The following is a 16,204-nucleotide window of genomic DNA, read 5'->3' on the forward strand; positions in this document are numbered from 1 at the left end:
TTGTTAATAAATGCTTCAACCTCTGCTCTCTCAGGCATTACCCGCAGGGCACCTTTTTTGGTGGTCACGATAGAAGAAGCTCCATTGGCAAACCGGAGCATTTCCTGAAGATTTTCCTCTGTCAGCCCCTGGATCCCATGCTCCAGCACATAGTTCAGGGCACAGGCGCCGAAAGTATCTCCCGCTCCTGTGGTTTCTATGGTTTTTTCCTGGATAAAAGGTGCCTGGAACACTTCCTTTCCCTCATGGAAAGCCATGCTCCCTTCCTTTCCCATAGTCACATTCATCAGCTTCAGGTTCGGATATTTTTCCAGCAGTATATGGGCGCCTTCTTTAATATCTTTTGTACCGGTCATAAATTCCAGCTCTTCTTCAGAAATTTTCAGAAGATCACACTGAGATAATCCATAGCTGATCTGCTCCTTTGCTTCTTCCATGGTCTTCCAAAGAGGAGGACGGAGATTAGGGTCAAAAGAGATGAGAAGCCCTGCCTTCTTGGCAACGTCAATGGCTTTTCTGGTGGCCTTTCTTACTCCCTCGTGGGTCATAGACAAAGTTCCATAGTGGAAGGCTCTGGCAGAGGCGATATACTCCTCATCGATCTGATCTTCATTTAACATCATATCGGCTCCAGGGTTTCTGTAGAAAGCGAAATCCCGGTCTCCGTCTTCAAAAGTATGAACAAAGGCCAGGGTAGTATGTACCTCCGGATCCTCATACAGATGGCTGGTATCAATATTCTGTTCTTCCAGAGCTGCTCTTAAAGAAACACCGAACTGATCTTTTCCCACAACTCCCAGGAAGGAAGTTTTCTTTCCCAATTTATTCAGCATTGCAAGAACATTACAGGGCGCTCCTCCGGGATTGGCCTCAAAGATCGGATTGCCCTGACCGCTGACGCCGTTTTCTGTAAAATCGATCAGCAGTTCCCCAAGTGCGATAACATCAAATTTTTTACTCATAATCTTAGCTCCTTGATTGATTTATTCCTGCGGGCAGCCAGCCAAGCGTACATACCTGCATGTCCATTTGGCGACTGCCGCAAAGGTCTTTGACTGCCATAAATTATAGTTTTTTTTTCCTGTTTTCGCAAGCTTTATCGGAAATCTTCCTTTATTATAGCAATTATTTCTCAGATTTTTTCATATTATACTGGCAGACGGAAACTTCTGCTTCTCCTCTGGCTTCAAAAGCGATCCCCTCTGCTTCCAGCCCTGTGTAGATCAAAGAGGACATTGCCTTTTCACCGTCATTAACAAAAATCTCCACAGAATATTTATCTACCAGGATCCGCAGTTTAAGTTTTCCTTCTTTTTCCTCTACTGTCATTTCCCTGGTATGTATCCTGTCTCTCCTGTCTCCGCAGTATCTTCTGTCAAAAGTAAGGATGCCTTCTCTTCTGTCATAGATAACAGCGGTATAATGCTTTTCATCCATTGCCAGATAAATTTTGAACTTGTCATAATCTTCCCCCTGAATCTCCACAGTAAGGTCCATCTGACGTCCCCGGATTCCTTCCAATGACTGTTTTTCCCGGATTTTTACACCTTCATGCTGTATCTTTCCAGTACGGTACTGTTCCAGCTCCCGGACAGGATTCTGATAAAGTCTTCCTTCTTTTACCTGAAGTTCTCTGGGCATAGTCATCATGCCGCCCCATGCTAAATGCTCAGGAGAAAGGTGGTTGTCCCAGGACTGGAACCAGGCGATCATAACTCTTCTCCCATCTGGAGTAAGGGTAGTCTGCGGAGCATAAAAGTCCAAGCCATAATCAATTGCATGGATTTGCTCCCGATGGAGGATAAAATCCTCTCTGCTGCAGTTTCCTATGATGCAGAGAGTTCCGTTCCCACTGTGAAATTCCAAGCCTTCTGCCTCCATATCCTGAGGGGAAGTCAGCAGGACAGCCTTGTCATCAAGAAAGAAAAAGTCCGGACATTCCCACATTTTTCCATATTGATTTTCACATTTATCCAGGATACTTACCAAGCTCCAGTTCCGCAGATCCTTGGATGAATATACCGGTATCTGACCGCTGCCGTCTTTGCTCCTGCTTCCTATAACAGCATAGAAGGTATCTCCATCCTGCCAGATCTTAGGATCCCGGAAATCTTCCAGACTGCTTCCCTCAGGAAGCCCATCAGGATAGATTACCGGATTGTCTTCTGTTTTCCGATAGTCCACTCCGTCTCCTATAGCCAGACACTGGGTCTGCCGGATCTGCTTTCCATCTTCTGTCTCTTTTTCCTCTACACCTGTATACAACAATACATGCTGTCCTTTATACTCCAGGGCGCTTCCGGAAAAGCAGCCTGCGTGATCATAGTCTTTATCCGGTGCCAGAGCTGCCGGCATATTTTTCCAATTTACTAAATCCTTAGATACACTGTGTCCCCAATGCATAGGTCCCCAGGCTTTTGCATAAGGATAGTATTGATAAAAAAGATGGTATTCTCCTTTATATACGGAAAATCCGTTGGGGTCATTGATCCACCCGATAGGTGCGCATACATGGAAAGAAGGTTTCTGCCGGTTTACTTCTTCTGTTATATTTTTTTGTTCATATTCTCTTGCCTTTTTTAAAGCTTCGCTGACTTCTATTCTGCTTTCCATACTCATATTCTGCTTTTCCTCCTATATTGCCCTATATTCTTTTCAGGACTGAGTATCCTGCGTGGCTGCTGTATTTTCCTGGGTCAGAGACTCCTGGTACTGGTCAAAATACTTCTGTTTGATGGCCAGATAGTCTGACAGGCCATAGTCTTCCATCTTTTCCAGATAGCTGTCCCATTCTTCTTCAATACCGCCGTTCAGTATCCAGTCGGCCTTTTTCTGTTCTGCGTATTTTTTAATATCTGTATCATACTGTGATACTTTATTCGTATCATCAATACTCATAAATACATTTGGATATACATACTGGCTGTGCATATCATCCAGATAAGTTGCATGCATGTTATCAAGACGCCATTTGGCATCATCCGGCTGGGTTACATACACATCATAATAGTCGTTCAGTACTGCCAGAGGACCGTTTACAGACTGGGATTCCCGGACTTCTACCGGAGAGTTGTCCCCCAGATCTTCATGTTTTAACATTTCCCCGCCTTCAGCATTTGTACTCATTTCAAAGATGTTTGGCTTGCCTTCTTCACCGTAGGTTCCCCAGTTATTCTGCACAGACTGGAGCGGCGCATACATCTGATCGATCCAGGCTGCTGCCAAAGCTGTATCCCTGCAGCTGGTCGTCAGTACACACCGGCCTCTTTCAAAACCGCTGGTCTCGCTGTTGTTCTGTCTGGTAATGTTTACCAGTCCATCAGGACCTGCCAGAGCCGGGAGCATTACATAATCATCATAGTTATCGATGTTTGCGATATCCCAGGTAAAGCAAAGGCCATATCTGTGATTTTTACCTTTTGCCACATAGGTAGACCATTCCTGGGTAAAGGCTTCAGGGTCAACAAGATCTTCTTCCACCAGTTTGTGAAGCCATTCAATTCCCTCTTTATAACCTTCCTGAACGGTTGTATAGATAACTTCGCCTTCATCTGTCACTGCAAAATGATCTGCGGTATCTCCATATCCTTCTCCAAAGCCGTTGATCAGGATAGCCGGATCCTGGTCGCCGTTATTGATGATAAAGGACATGGGGATCACATCGCCTTCTACTCCACATTCTTCCTGGATCTTGTCTGCATTGTCTCTGAAAGCGATGAGTACCTGCTCCAGTTCATCTACAGTAGTAGGCACGTCCAGTCCCAGACAATCCAGCCACTTCTTGTTGATATACGGGATATCGCCGATAGCCTGGATGGCCTCCTTTCCCTCGCCCAGCTGTTCGATCCAGGGGAAGGAATAAATATGGCCGTCAGGAGCGGTACACATGGTCCGGTATTCCGGATACTTTTCAAAAACCGCCTGAAGATTCGGCATATACTTGTCTATGAGATTTTCCAGAGGAATGATGATCCCCTGTTTTGCATACCGGAGCAAGTCATAATCACTCATGCCGGCATTAAAAAGTCCGTCAGGAAGATTTCCAAACTGAGCCAGTGCCAGGTTCTTTTTGTCTGCAAACTGGTCTGCTACAAAACAGGTCCAGTCTATATGTACATTCGTCTGTTCCTCCAGCCGTTTAAAGATCATTCTCTCATTTGGGTCCTGGGTGCTGGTAGCCGGCGCACTGGTGATAAAAGAAAGTTCTGCCTGTTCTTTAAGTGGAAAGGTCACTTCGCTGACCGGTGTGTCCGGATCCACATCGGCAGCCTGATGACCGCCGCCTCCGCAGCCCGCCAGAGAAAGTACAGAGACTGCGGAAATACATAATGCCGCTAGTTTTCTTATTTTTTTATTCATCATTTCATATCCCTCCATCAACCTTTTACAGAACCAACCATAATGCCGCTGTCGAAATACTTCTGGAAGAAGGGATACATAACCAGCAGCGGAAGGCTGGATACTACAATAGTAGCATATTTCAAAAGTTCTGCAACCTTTGCCATTTCTGCGGTACTCTGGATATCCGCGATCATACCAGGCTGCGGTGTATTCTGCACCAGGATAGAACGAAGCACCAGCTGAAGAGGCTGAAGATTAGCATCATTTAAGTAAATCATTGCGTCAAAGTAACTGTTCCACATTCCTACAAAGGAATACAGGGCCAGTACGGCGATGATCGGTTTGCATACCGGCATCAATATTTTAAAGAAATGCTGGACCTCATTGGCGCCGTCGATAGCGGAAGCCTCTCTCAACTCTTTTGGTGTAGACTGATAATAAGTCCGGGCCAGGATCAGGTTCCATACGTTTACCGCTCCCGGAAGGAGAATGGCCCATATGGTGTTTACCATATGCAGCTGATTGATCAGGATAAAGGTAGGGATCATACCACCGTTAAAGAACATGGTGATAACAAAGATCACATTAAAGAATCCTCTTCCTACGAATTCCTTCTTTGACATGGGATAAGCAGCCAGCAGAGTAATAAATACAGAGATTAAAGTAAATGCCGCTGAGTAAAAAAGAGAATTGGCAAAGCCTCTCCAGATCATGTCATTTTCCAGCACACGTCGGTAAGCATCTATGGTCCAGTCTTTGAAGTTAAAGCTGATCCCCTGGTTATTCAGTACATTGGGATCCATAAAGGAAGCAATGACTACATATACAAGAGGAATCGCGATCGCCAGAACAAACAATCCCAGCAAAGTATAACCTATCCCCAGGATTACCTTATCTGAGGTTCCCAGTTTAATCTTAATACGGTTTTCCATTTTCATCCCTCCTACAGTCCTTCGCCTTCATTGAGCTTGGACACAACAAAGTTTACAACGATCAACAGGATCACATTGATCACTGAATTAAAGAGTCCCACTGCGGTAGAATATCCGTAATCTCCGTTTAACAGACCGATACGATATACATAGGTAGAAAGAATCTCAGAAGCAGGAAGGTTCATATCTGTCTGCAGTGCATAGGCCTTTTCAAATCCGATACTCATAATGTTTCCGGCCTGAAGGATAAACTGGATCACGATGATGTTTTTGATTGCCGGCAGTTCCACATACCAGATCTGCTGAAGGATATTAGCGCCGTCTACAATGGCCGCCTCTTCCAGATCCTTGCTGGCATTGGATAAAGCTGCGGTATACATGATCGAGGACCATCCTGCCGCCTGCCAGATACCGCTGGCGATATAAATAGTTCTGAAAGCGGAGGGCATGGTCATCCAGTTGGTATCGATCCCCAGCACCTGATTGATAGGTCCCACCGGCGAGAGGAACATCCTCACCATACCACAAAGTACGATAACAGAAATAAAATTCGGCGCGTAGATTAAAAGCTGGATTTTCTTCTGTATCCCTTTTCTCCGGATCCTGTTCAGCAGAAGCGCCAGGATAATGGGTATGGGGAATCCCCATAAAAGACCGTATACGCTTAACTTCAGGGTATTCATCAGATAACTCATAAAGTCCGGGGAAGATAAAAATCTCCGGAAGTATTCCAGGCCCACCCAGGGGCTTCCGATAACGCCGTCGATAACATTGTAGTCCTCAAATGCGATCAATACTCCGCCCATAGGGAAGTATTTGAAAATAATTGTGAGCAGCAGCGCGGGTAACAAAAAAATCAGGTATAACTGCCAGTTTTTCTTTACATACTTCAGTTTTCCTGACATCTTTTCGCCAAATGTCTGCTGCGGCTTTCTATAAGTCTGTGCCTTCATAAAAAGCTCTCCTTTCTTTTCCTGCTCCTTTGTTTTTTGTAATATGAAACGTTTCATTTTTTGTGATTTAACTATAGTCTTTCTCTCTTTTTAAGTCAATACTTTCCCGATAATTTTTAGATATTCAGTACATATTTACAGTTTTTATACTTGTTTTTTGTCTATTTTTTATTTTGTAACGTTTCATATAATAGCGTATACTAAAATCAGCTTATTATAATACATTTATTATAGAAAAGGAGGAGATGAATCTTGACCCCTTCTCACACACCTACTATGAAAGATGTCGCCGCCCGGGCCGGCGTGTCCCTGGGAACGGTTTCTAAAGTGATCAATCACATAACCGTAGGAGAAAAAAACAGAGAAAAAGTAGAAAAGGCCATTAAAGAACTGGGATATGAAGTAAATACTTACGCCAGAGGGCTGAAGACCCAGGAGACAAAACTGATCACCCTGATCGTCCCGGATACCATGAACCCGTTTTTTGCCGCCTTTACTCAATATGTAGAAAAAGCCCTTTATGAGCATGGCTATAAATTGATCCTCTGCTGTGCCAACGGCATACCGGAAAAAGAAATCGGCTATCTGAATCTGGCCTCTCAAAGTAAAACGGACGGGATCATCGCTCTGACTTATACCGACGTAAGCAGCGCCATACCTGCCAGGATCCCTCTGGTCTCCTTTGACCGCTACTTTGAAAACCATGATGTGCCCATGATCGCCTCCGATAACTTCCAGGGCGGCTATGCCGGCACAAAGAAGCTGCTGGAACTGGGCTGTCATCACCCGGTATTTATTCGTTTTCGCTCGAAATTTCCAGGTGAAGCAGATAAAAGAATGGAGGGATATCTCAGCGCCTGCCAGGAACTGGGGATCCAGCCCGATTATCTGGATCAGATAGATGCCATAGAGGAAAGAAGGGCCCTGGAGAACTTCATTCAGGAACATACCGACTCCCATGGCACCTTAACCTTTGACGGTGTCTTTGCAAATACGGACCGTCATGCATATCTGGTCATGAAGATCTTAAAGGAACGGGGATTCCGGATTCCGGAAGACGTGCAGATTCTGGGCTTTGACGGAATACGTAAATACGGCATTGACGAAAGCTCCCTTTTCGTCTCCTCCATGTGTCAGCCTATAGAGGAACTGGCCAGGCTTTGTGTGGAGACACTGCTGAAGAAAAGACAGGGAACGGTAGTTCCTACTCTTTCTCTTCTTCCTGTCACTTATGGTTATGGAGGTACCACCCGGAGAGAATCTTAAAGATCTGTTCCTGACTTTTCAAGAACCGGAAGCTGAAAAATTTCAGTTTCCGGTTCTTTTTATGCAAAAATTAAGAATTTCTTTCGGATTCCATGGAAGAATCTTTAATGTATCCATGTTTAAATAGCTACAATTAGAAACTTACTAAGAGGGGGACTATACTTTGTATCTGATCCAATATCTGCCTTATGCCATTACACTTATTTTTATACTGCTGCCGGCAGTGCTTCTGGGCTTTCAGCAGAGAAGCCTGAATTTTTACGGGCTTTCCGGCTCTTTTCTGATCCTGCTCATCGTCTTCGGCTCCAGGCCCCTGCAGCTTTTTTATCTTCTTGGTTCCTTTCTCTGGTCCATACTGCTGATTAAAACCGCTATATTGTGGAGGGAAAAGCAGTTTTTCAGCACCTGGGGCTTTCCCCTCTTTCTTCTGCTCTCCCTTTTTCCCATGATCCTGAAAAATTTTGTTCTTATCCAGGGAAAACATCTTCCCCTATATGCAGCAACGGCCTGTTTTTCCCTGAAGACCATCCAGGTCCTTGCACATATATATAAAGGCCGGATACAGGAATATCCTGCAGGGGAATGTGCCGGATATCTTCTTTTCTTTCCCAGTCTTTTCCTGGGGCCTTTAAACAGCAGCAGACAGTTTCACCAAACCTGGGTCCATATACCATCTGTCCCAGCATACCGCCGCCTTCTTGTCAGAGGGCTGAAAGAACTTTTCTGGGGGATCCTTTATCTTCTTTTTATCGCCCTTATTCTTTCGCTGCCCCTTCAAAGCCTGGAATCCCGGATACAGGAATCCCCTGTGTTCTGTCAGATTCTCCTCTATGCCTGTTTTTACGGAGCCCGTCTTTTTTTCTATCTGGCTGGTTTTTCAAGAATCGCTGCCGGGTGCTCCTGTCTTCTGGGCACAGAATTAAAGACCAACTTTCAGAAACCCTTTCTCAGCGTCACTATCCGGCAGTTCTGGGACAGATGGCAGATCACTTTTACTGACTGGCTGAAGGAATTTATCTTCTGTCCCCTTTTGAAAAGGTTCAAAAAAAGCAGGCAGTTTTCCTGCCCGCTTCTGCAAAAATGTCTGGGATATCTTCTGACTATGGGTGTATTAGGCGTATTCTACGGAATCACCCCTTCCAGCCTGCTTTTTGCCCTTTACCATGGAGTTGTGCTCTGCCTGTGGGAAGTCTGGGAGACGAAGAGCCACCTTCATGAGAAATGGAAACATCAGCCTGTATACACTTTTTTTACCTGGATCTTTACTATGCTCCTGCTTTTATTCGGGTTCTTTATTCTGTCCGGAATGTTCCTGAAAATCTTATTTCTATGAGGGTTTATCACTATACATCCATTGAAACAAGTCTCTCCCTGCCTCTTTCAGGCCATTGAGCACACCATCAAAGGTCCCTGCCTTGTAGAAATTCAGGACAATGGCCCCTACAGGCACAGCCAGGATCATTCCGATAACGCCGCCGATCCGGTATCCGATATACATAAAGATCAAAGTGACCAGAGGGTTCATGCCGATGGAATCTCCTACCAGCTTTGGCTCTATGATACGGCGCACCAGCTGGGTAGTCAGATATAGGATCACCAGCCCCAGAGCATAACGGATATCTCCTGACACCAGCTTAAACACTGCCCATGGAATCAGAACTGTTCCTGTTCCCAGGAAAGGAAGCATATCCAGAAAAGCTACCAGGATAGCCACCAGAATAGCAAATCTTACTCTCAGTATAAGCATTCCTATGAAAAGGATCACTCCGATAACGGCCATGATCTTAAACTGTGCCTTAAAATATCCTCCAAATACAGCTTTAAAGCTTTCTGCCATCATCCGCCATTTTTCCTGGATGATCTGAGGGGTATGGGCCCGTCCGAATTCCAGGATCCTGTCTCTGTCCGCAATAAAGAAATAGGCAGATAAAATACTGAAAATAATGGATATGAGTATGCTTGGGATATTTCGGGCAAAGGAGCCGGCCTTATCTACCGTCAGCTGGCTGAGTCTTCCAACAGCCTGTCCGGTAATATCTCCTATATCCTGCTGCACTTCTTTCAGGCTTTCCTGTATATTCTCCGGAAGTTCGCTGATGATACTCCCCAGGTTCCTTCCTGCGCTCTGAAAGTCTTCCCTGAAATCGGCATACATTTCCGGCGCCTGGTCCAAAAAGGCTCTGGTCTCTTGCCCTATCCTTACTCCCAGGAAATAGATCGCCGCTATCACCAGAGCAAGAACCCCAATAATGATCAGCATGGAAGTATGCTTTCTAGCCACTTTCAGCCGCCGCTCCAGGATCCTGACAAGGGGATTGGCAATCATAGCGATGATCCAGCCGATAACAAAAGGCAGGAAAAACTGCAGGAAACGTATACCCAGAAAAATTCCCAGGACGATACCTGTCAGCGTTATAAAAAATACCAGTATACTTTTCACATATTTTTTTAATTTCATGAAGCCTGTGGTTCTCTCCCTTTTCTGTCGATTTAAAAAGAGGCCGCTGTCGTTCAGACATAGCCTCCCTCTTTCCGACTTTTTCTAAGTATACCACAAATTAGAGAGTCAGGCGAACATTTATGTTCATTTGACTGCCTTTCTGCTCTTTTGCAGCAGTATACCGGACGGTCGGATTCTTCTGTTTTTATAGTTCGTTCAGGAAGTCAAAAGGGGTCTCATCATGAAGGAAATGCATCAGCATGTAAGAACACATGATGGCAATATTTTCTTCTTTTAAAATTCTCCTGACTTCCTCTCTGTCTGCCAGAACGACTTCAATCTCTTCGGTATCTTCCTGAAATTCTCTGGATATCCTGCCCTCCGCCTTTCCAAACACAATGGCGCAGGACTCATCGGTAAGGCCGATGGTAGTAAAAGCAGGCTTCTCATAGGCGGGATCCACTTCAATGGGAATAAAGGTAAGCCCTGTCTCCTCTTTCATCTCACGGATCCCGGCTTCTTTAAAATTTTCCTCCGGCTCTACCAGACCTGCCGGAAATTCATAAATATAGTCATCAATACTGTATCGATACTGGCGCACCAGCACTACCCGGTCCTGCTTCTCCCCATAAAGGCTGTAAATGATCACTCCGTCAGGGGTATTTTTTCTTGTTCTGAGCTTCAGCTCTTCCTGATTTTTTGCCCTGGAAGCCACATAATATTTCCCTTTTTTCCCGGTCTTGGATTCTCTGTCCAGTTCATAGAGATTTACAAAGGGATTCTGGGTTTTCTGGGTAATGCCGTTGATCTTTGCCATCCTTATTCTCCTTTTAACAGTACCCGCAGTCTCTTATAGAGAAGCAGGGTAATAAATGAAATCACGATACCTTTTAACAGATTAAAAGGTACCATACAAAGTATAACAAATGAGACCATATTGTCAATGGCCGGATGGATTGCTGTTCCCATGGCAATAAAGCTGTCCATGGGAATCCCCATAAGAGTGCTGTATAACGGGAACATAATAAAAGCATTGGTCAGACAGCCCATAGCCGCCATCAGCAAAGTACCTGCTGCCATTCCTTTCAATGCATTGACTCTTGTCTTTTTCTTTCTGTAAAACAGGCCTGCCGGAACTACAAAGGCACAGCCGATAATAAAGTTAGACAGTTCTCCCACTCCCATAGTGGTGGTTCCATGGATCACCAGATTCAGCAGGTTCTTAAGGAGTTCGATAAGCACACCTGCTAAAGGTCCCATTGCAAAAGTTCCCACCAGCACCGGAATCTCAGAGAAATCCATTTTGATAAAAGGCGGTGCGATAAAAGGGATCGGAAATTCAAAAAACATCAGGACTAAGGCAATTGCTCCAAGCATGCCGATCTGCACGGTAGTCCTCAGTTTTGACCGGTTCTGTGTCCTTATTTTTCTGTTTACTGCTGCTTCATTGTTCATTTTCATTATCTCCTTTACATAATTTTCATAAAAGGAAATTCTTCTTCATATGGCCTGCTGATCGGATAGGAAATAGCCCTTCCCTATCCGCTGGGATACTGCGGACAGCTTCAGACAAAGCCCGCCGCTTGTCGGACGTATCGCATAAAAAGAGGACGCCCCTATTCGGGGTATCCTCCATGAAAGCCACAATGAAATATTATCATTTCTTCTCTCATCCAGACTATACTGTCGGTACCGGAATCTCACCGGTTCAGCCGTAAAATACGGGTCGCGGACTGTTACCGCCGGTAGGGAATCGCACCCTGCCCCGAAGAATTTCTTTTTATTCTGTAGTATATTATATGCCTTTATATATCCTATTTCAAGAGATTTTTCATATAAATCGCAGATTCAACTTTTCACCAATTTCATCCCGGAGGGATACTATAATGTATATAAAGTTTTTCCATCACAAGGAGTCTCCCATGAATCATTATTATCCTTTTGTAAACACGCCCCTCCCCTACGATTATGATGCCCTTGAACCCTTTATCGATGAAAAAACCATGTTTCTCCACCATAACCGACATCTCCAGACCTATATTGACAATCTGAATTCCTTAATGAAAGAAAATCCCCCTTATCAAAACTGGTCTCTGGAAAAAATCCTGTACTGCTGGTCCGGGCTTCCCTCTGATATCCGGGTTTCCTTTAAGAATAACAGCGGCGGCATTTACAACCATCGGTTCTTTTTTGAAGGAATGACGGATAAGGCCGGCCTTTTACCCAGCGTTTATTTCTCCAGGCTTATCAATAAAAATTTTGGCTGTTTTGAAAATTTCAAAAAATGTTTCAAAAAATCCGCCCTGTCAGTCTTTGGATCCGGTTATGTCTGGCTGGTACATTGCCGGGGGAAACTGATGATCACACAGACTGCAAATCAGGATACGCCTCTGGACCAAGGAGAATGTCCTCTTTTGAATCTTGATGTATGGGAACATGCTTATTATCTGAAACACTATAATGTTCGTGCCGCTTATATTGACGACTGGTTTCACGTGATCAACTGGGATATGGCAGAGCGGCGTCTGCAGAATCTGTTCTGACAGGTTTCCAAGGGCTTCTGGTATATTTTCTACTATGCTTCCCGACTGCATGGCTTTTGTTCTGCAAGGCAATCCAAAAGGCTTATAGTAATAAAAATACTGTATCCGGTCTCTATAGATCAGATACAGTATTTTTTAAAATAATTTTTCTATTGATAGTATTCTTTTATGAACTTCAGGCTGTCCAGATATTCCTGATCGCTTCCAAGATGTTCCAGGATTGCCGGCATATCAGGGTTCACGCTATCGATCAATTCTTTATACTTTTTCAGATTGATCCCGCCTTTTCCGCAGGCAGTTTCCTGAAGCTGCAGGGTAAACTCCTGACGCAGCAGTACATCTTTCAGATGGCAGCTCTTGATATATTTTCCCAGCTTTTCAAAGCATTCTTCCATAAATTCTTCATGATAGAAATACCTTTCAGGGGAAATAATCCAGTTAAACACATCCATATGTACTGCAAAATGTTTTCTGTCTACATCCTCTATAAGCTTTACATATTCATCTGGTCCCATAGGATACATCCAGGGCATTGGTTCTATAGTATAAAAAGTATTCTGAGGATCTGCTTCATCTATGATGTTCTGGATACTCCTTACCATATCCTTCCAGGTTTCTTTAGTCAGATTTTCTTTGTATGGTCCATCCCATCTAGCACCTTTTGAGCCGGAAACATTAACACAGCAACAGGCCCCCAACCTGTCTGCTAACCTAAGCTGCTCCCTGCACCTTATCCGTGCGTTTTCTCTTATCTCCGGATCCGGTGAGATCGGGTTACACCAGGCTCCCACTTCTGCAATCACAAGTCCCTGGTCTTTTGCTGCCTGTTCATAGGCTTGGATTACCTCTTTAGGAGCAGTGTAATCCACAGGAAAATTCACTGCCTGGCAACCGATTTTTTGCATATTTTCCGCCCATTTTTCCGGTGTTTTATGTTCCAGAGGACTGGATAGTCCAAGTTTCATATCATCTACCGCCTTTTCTTATTTGTCACTTTCCAGAAGTTCAATAATACATTTCAGATCCTTATACGCATTCATATAAACATATCTTCCAGACGCATCTCCATACTCGCCCTTCTGTTCTAAGGTCATACCAAATTCTTCACATCTCTTTACAGCCTCCGGCATTTTCATGCCCTGAATGTTAAAGGCCACATGATGGATTCCCTCTCCATGTTCATTAAGATAATTCCGCCAAGTGGAAGAAGCCTCATTTGGCTGGATAAGTTCTAACTGCAGCCCTGGTCCTACGTCGAAGAATGCCAGAAGGCTGTTGGCCTCCGGTGCCGGCGCTCCCATATACTCAGTCTGCATGATCTCATATTCGCCGCATATTTGGACATAGAATAGGCCGGATAATTATATCCCTTTGGGCTTAAATGCGCAGCTTCTGAAGTAATATCCATGATACAGGGACATACCGACCGATATAGCTGTTCTATAAAGTATTTACACACCAAAGCTGTTCCTACTACATTTACTTCCAAATTTCTTCTCAGCATATCAATATCCAGATCTCTGATACAGTCTCCCGGCATCTTCATTTTTTCAAAAAGCACGCCGGCATTATTAATCAGAAAATCTATATGTCCATATTTTTTCCGTACCTTATCTGCCGCCTCTTTCACTTCCTCTTCTTTTGTCACATCCATCTGCAGGATTTCCAAAAATTCCGGATAGTCTGTCTTCAAAGTCAGAAGTTCTGTCATCTGTTCTCCGTCAGTATTCCTGCATGCAGCGAGTATAGAATCTCCCTGTGCCAGCCCAAGCCGGACCAGTTCCAGTCCAAGCCCCCGGTTTGCACCTGTAATAAGTCCCAGCATAGTGTTTTCTCCTTTCTCAGGCAAGCCCTGTATTTATAAAAAGCGCCGGCTTTACCCCATTACCATTTCCTGATAATTTTCCTTTGGCGTCCTTTTCAGCGAAATTTCTTTGGTTTCTCCCAGACAGGAGATTTCATACTCTCCTGCAAATCCGGTAAATTCCAAATTTCCCCGGGGGTCTGTGACCAGACTCAGGGAAGTCATCCACTCCTCCTTGATCTTTTTCTTTAATTCCACATAGGCAGGTTTCTGGGAATTGTCCTTGCGGATCAGCCCGCAGGGAGCTCCCAGCCATTTATTATCGTCGTCGAAATCCCAGGTTGTGATCGCCTGGACATAGGGGGATTCAAAAAGCACCGTGTACATCTCCACCACTTCTCTGGCCTGGCGTTCTTCTCCCTCAGGGGTAGTAGGCCAGTAAGGAATCTGATAGTCATTGAGATCCTTGATTTCCGAAGGCATGAGATGTCCCGAGATCAGGGTGTTTTCTGTAAAGTGCAAAGGCAGTCCGAAGTGAGAGAATCTCTCCAGAACCTCCTGTATCTTCTCTATTCCCCAATACCCCTGATGTTGATGGGATTGGATACCGATAGTCGAAATAGGAACTCCCGCCTCAAGACAGCCCTCTATCAATATCTCATAAGCCTGGCTGGTATTAAAATCATTAATAACCAGCATTGCCCCCGGATTACTTTTTCTGGCTTCTTCAAAGACCCTTTTGACCAATTTGATCCTTCCCATGTCTTTGCATATCCTGGTGATCCCATTATCATATTTGTCAAATACCGGCATGATCACTACTTCATTTATTACGTCCCAAGCGTCAATCGTTCCCTTAAATGTGCTGACCTCCCGGCGGATCCGCATAAGCTGCCGCTCCAGGATTTCCTCATTGGTAAGTTCCAGAAGCCAGGGAGCCGTCTGGGTATGCCAGCAAAGAGGATGCCCTTTAATAGTGATCCCCCTCTTTTTCAAAAATTGTGCCGCTGCCATCAGGTTCTGCTGGTTTGGCCTGCCCTCTTCCGGCTCGTACTGCCCCCAGTAAAAGGGAAGTGTGGCAAAATTAAAAAGATCCAGCCACAATTTCATTCTCTCCTGCAGGATTTCCTTTCTTTCGCTGTCCAGATTTTCTTGGCATAGCTCCAGCGTATCAAAAGCGTTACAGCCAAAGAGAAATTCCTGTTTTTTCTGCCTGACCTCTACAGCTTTTCCTGCAAGAGGTCTTCCTTCCCTGTCCCGAAAATGCAGGACTGCTTTTCCTTTCCTGTGTGCAAATTTATCCATAATCTCCTCCCCGTACTTTTCAATTATGATTATTTCAGATAGGGTTTTTTGTTATTTTCAATATAGCATTTCTCTATATTTTCTTCTATTGGTTTTTTGCTCTTTCTCAATGTTTTTTTTGCGTACTTTTCCTCTTATATCCTCTGATTTTCTGTATTCATACAAAAAATTTCCTGTTATCAAAAGATTTCTCTGTATTTTTTCAGCAATTTTTGTTATATTACCTGACTTTCAGAGTTAGAAGGCAAAAAATGGTGTTAAGCCACAGATTAAAACCTGTGACTTAGCATCTTTTTTATTTGCGATTCTGTGAGAAAATAAGAGGTGAGGGGAAGTTCTGTCTTCTGTGCAAATTCCCGGATAAATGTTGAGTTCCTTGTCAGATTTATGTACTTTCTTTCAGAGACCCGGGCTGCACGGAACTGTTTAAAAAAGTTCAGGATGTCTTCAGAACAATACTGATCTCCTAAGACTTTAAACTGCAGCAGGCGGGTCAAAAGGACAGCAAGATAGCAGATCAGGAAATGGCCTGTGATGGTATCTTCCTTCTGGAGATACACGGGTCTTGCGTCCAACTGTGACTTCATGATCCGGAAGGATTCTTCGATCCGCCATAAGTT

15 protein-coding genes, 1 pseudogene and 1 riboswitch are annotated in these 16,204 nt (G+C 44.4%); of the genes and pseudogenes, 3 read left to right on the forward strand and 13 right to left on the reverse strand.

The features are described 5' to 3' along the window. From B5G00_RS17910 to B5G00_RS17930, 5 genes are all read right to left on the reverse strand, one after another. Positions 1-962: carbohydrate kinase family protein (locus B5G00_RS17910; RefSeq protein ID WP_206423811.1), on the reverse strand; the 962-nt coding region annotated here is incomplete at its 3' end. 163 nt (positions 963-1,125) lie between these two features. Next, positions 1,126-2,619 carry a glycoside hydrolase family 32 protein gene (locus tag B5G00_RS17915; RefSeq protein WP_330396411.1) on the reverse strand — a complete coding sequence of 498 codons (1,494 nt, stop codon included), beginning with the start codon at positions 2,617-2,619 and terminating at the stop codon, positions 1,126-1,128. Positions 2,620-2,655: 36 nt separating this feature from the next. Next, complete coding sequence (locus B5G00_RS17920; RefSeq protein ID WP_087275024.1) at positions 2,656-4,359, reverse strand: extracellular solute-binding protein; 1,704 nt, start codon at positions 4,357-4,359, stop codon at positions 2,656-2,658. 17 nt (positions 4,360-4,376) lie between these two features. Then, complete coding sequence (locus B5G00_RS17925; RefSeq protein WP_087275013.1) at positions 4,377-5,273, reverse strand: carbohydrate ABC transporter permease; 897 nt, start codon at positions 5,271-5,273, stop codon at positions 4,377-4,379. An 11-nt stretch (positions 5,274-5,284) separates the two neighbouring features. Beyond that, positions 5,285-6,178, reverse strand: coding sequence for an ABC transporter permease (locus B5G00_RS17930; protein WP_087275025.1), 894 nt, complete (start codon positions 6,176-6,178; stop codon positions 5,285-5,287). Between the two features lie 300 nt (positions 6,179-6,478). Between B5G00_RS17930 and B5G00_RS17935 the strand changes: the two genes are divergently transcribed. Together B5G00_RS17935 and B5G00_RS17940 are read left to right on the forward strand one after the other, a co-directional pair. Continuing rightward, positions 6,479-7,492 carry a LacI family DNA-binding transcriptional regulator gene (locus tag B5G00_RS17935; RefSeq protein WP_162613531.1) on the forward strand — a complete coding sequence of 338 codons (1,014 nt, stop codon included), beginning with the start codon at positions 6,479-6,481 and terminating at the stop codon, positions 7,490-7,492. Positions 7,493-7,655: 163 nt separating this feature from the next. Continuing rightward, positions 7,656-8,825, forward strand: a complete 1,170-nt coding sequence (locus B5G00_RS17940) for an MBOAT family O-acyltransferase (RefSeq protein ID WP_087275015.1) — start codon at positions 7,656-7,658, stop codon at positions 8,823-8,825. Here B5G00_RS17940 and ytvI read toward each other — a convergent pair. The 3 genes from ytvI to B5G00_RS17955 form a co-directional block, all read right to left on the reverse strand. Continuing rightward, on the reverse strand, positions 8,820-9,950 hold the full coding sequence (gene ytvI, locus B5G00_RS17945; RefSeq protein ID WP_087275016.1) for a sporulation integral membrane protein YtvI: 1,131 nt from the start codon (positions 9,948-9,950) through the stop codon (positions 8,820-8,822). The two genes, B5G00_RS17940 and ytvI, sit on opposite strands and share 6 nt — an antisense overlap. A 187-nt stretch (positions 9,951-10,137) precedes the next feature. Beyond that, positions 10,138-10,749: an NUDIX hydrolase gene (locus tag B5G00_RS17950; RefSeq protein WP_087275017.1), complete on the reverse strand. Its 612-nt coding sequence runs from the start codon at positions 10,747-10,749 to the stop codon at positions 10,138-10,140. A 2-nt stretch (positions 10,750-10,751) separates the two neighbouring features. Then, positions 10,752-11,387, reverse strand: coding sequence for an ECF transporter S component (locus B5G00_RS17955; protein ID WP_087275018.1), 636 nt, complete (start codon positions 11,385-11,387; stop codon positions 10,752-10,754). A 202-nt stretch (positions 11,388-11,589) separates the two neighbouring features. Further along, positions 11,590-11,709: riboswitch (FMN riboswitch) on the reverse strand. Positions 11,710-11,818: 109 nt separating this feature from the next. On the opposite strand from B5G00_RS17955, the gene B5G00_RS17960 reads away from it, so the two are divergent. Continuing rightward, positions 11,819-12,475 (forward strand): superoxide dismutase, encoded by a 657-nt coding sequence (locus B5G00_RS17960; RefSeq protein ID WP_242971424.1) that lies wholly within the window; start codon positions 11,819-11,821, stop codon positions 12,473-12,475. A gap of 149 nt (positions 12,476-12,624) precedes the next feature. Here B5G00_RS17960 and B5G00_RS17965 read toward each other — a convergent pair whose 3' ends face one another. The 5 genes and pseudogenes from B5G00_RS17965 to B5G00_RS19150 form a co-directional block, all read right to left on the reverse strand. Beyond that, on the reverse strand, positions 12,625-13,440 hold the full coding sequence (locus tag B5G00_RS17965; protein ID WP_087275019.1) for a sugar phosphate isomerase/epimerase family protein: 816 nt from the start codon (positions 13,438-13,440) through the stop codon (positions 12,625-12,627). An 18-nt stretch (positions 13,441-13,458) separates the two neighbouring features. Beyond that, positions 13,459-13,776: a VOC family protein gene (locus tag B5G00_RS17970; protein ID WP_242971425.1), complete on the reverse strand. Its 318-nt coding sequence runs from the start codon at positions 13,774-13,776 to the stop codon at positions 13,459-13,461. Beyond that, positions 13,725-14,300, reverse strand: a complete 576-nt coding sequence (locus B5G00_RS17975) for an SDR family NAD(P)-dependent oxidoreductase (RefSeq protein ID WP_087275021.1) — start codon at positions 14,298-14,300, stop codon at positions 13,725-13,727. The genes B5G00_RS17970 and B5G00_RS17975 overlap by 52 nt, the downstream gene beginning before the upstream one ends. Before the next feature lie 51 nt (positions 14,301-14,351). Next, positions 14,352-15,584, reverse strand: coding sequence for an endo-1,4-beta-xylanase (locus B5G00_RS17980; RefSeq protein WP_087275022.1), 1,233 nt, complete (start codon positions 15,582-15,584; stop codon positions 14,352-14,354). A gap of 269 nt (positions 15,585-15,853) precedes the next feature. Continuing rightward, positions 15,854-16,204 (reverse strand): annotated as a pseudogene (locus B5G00_RS19150) (IS1634 family transposase); the annotation flags it as partial.

The organism is Blautia sp. An46, from assembly GCF_002161645.1.
GTDB classification, from domain to species: Bacteria; Bacillota; Clostridia; order Lachnospirales; family Lachnospiraceae; genus Blautia; species Blautia ornithocaccae.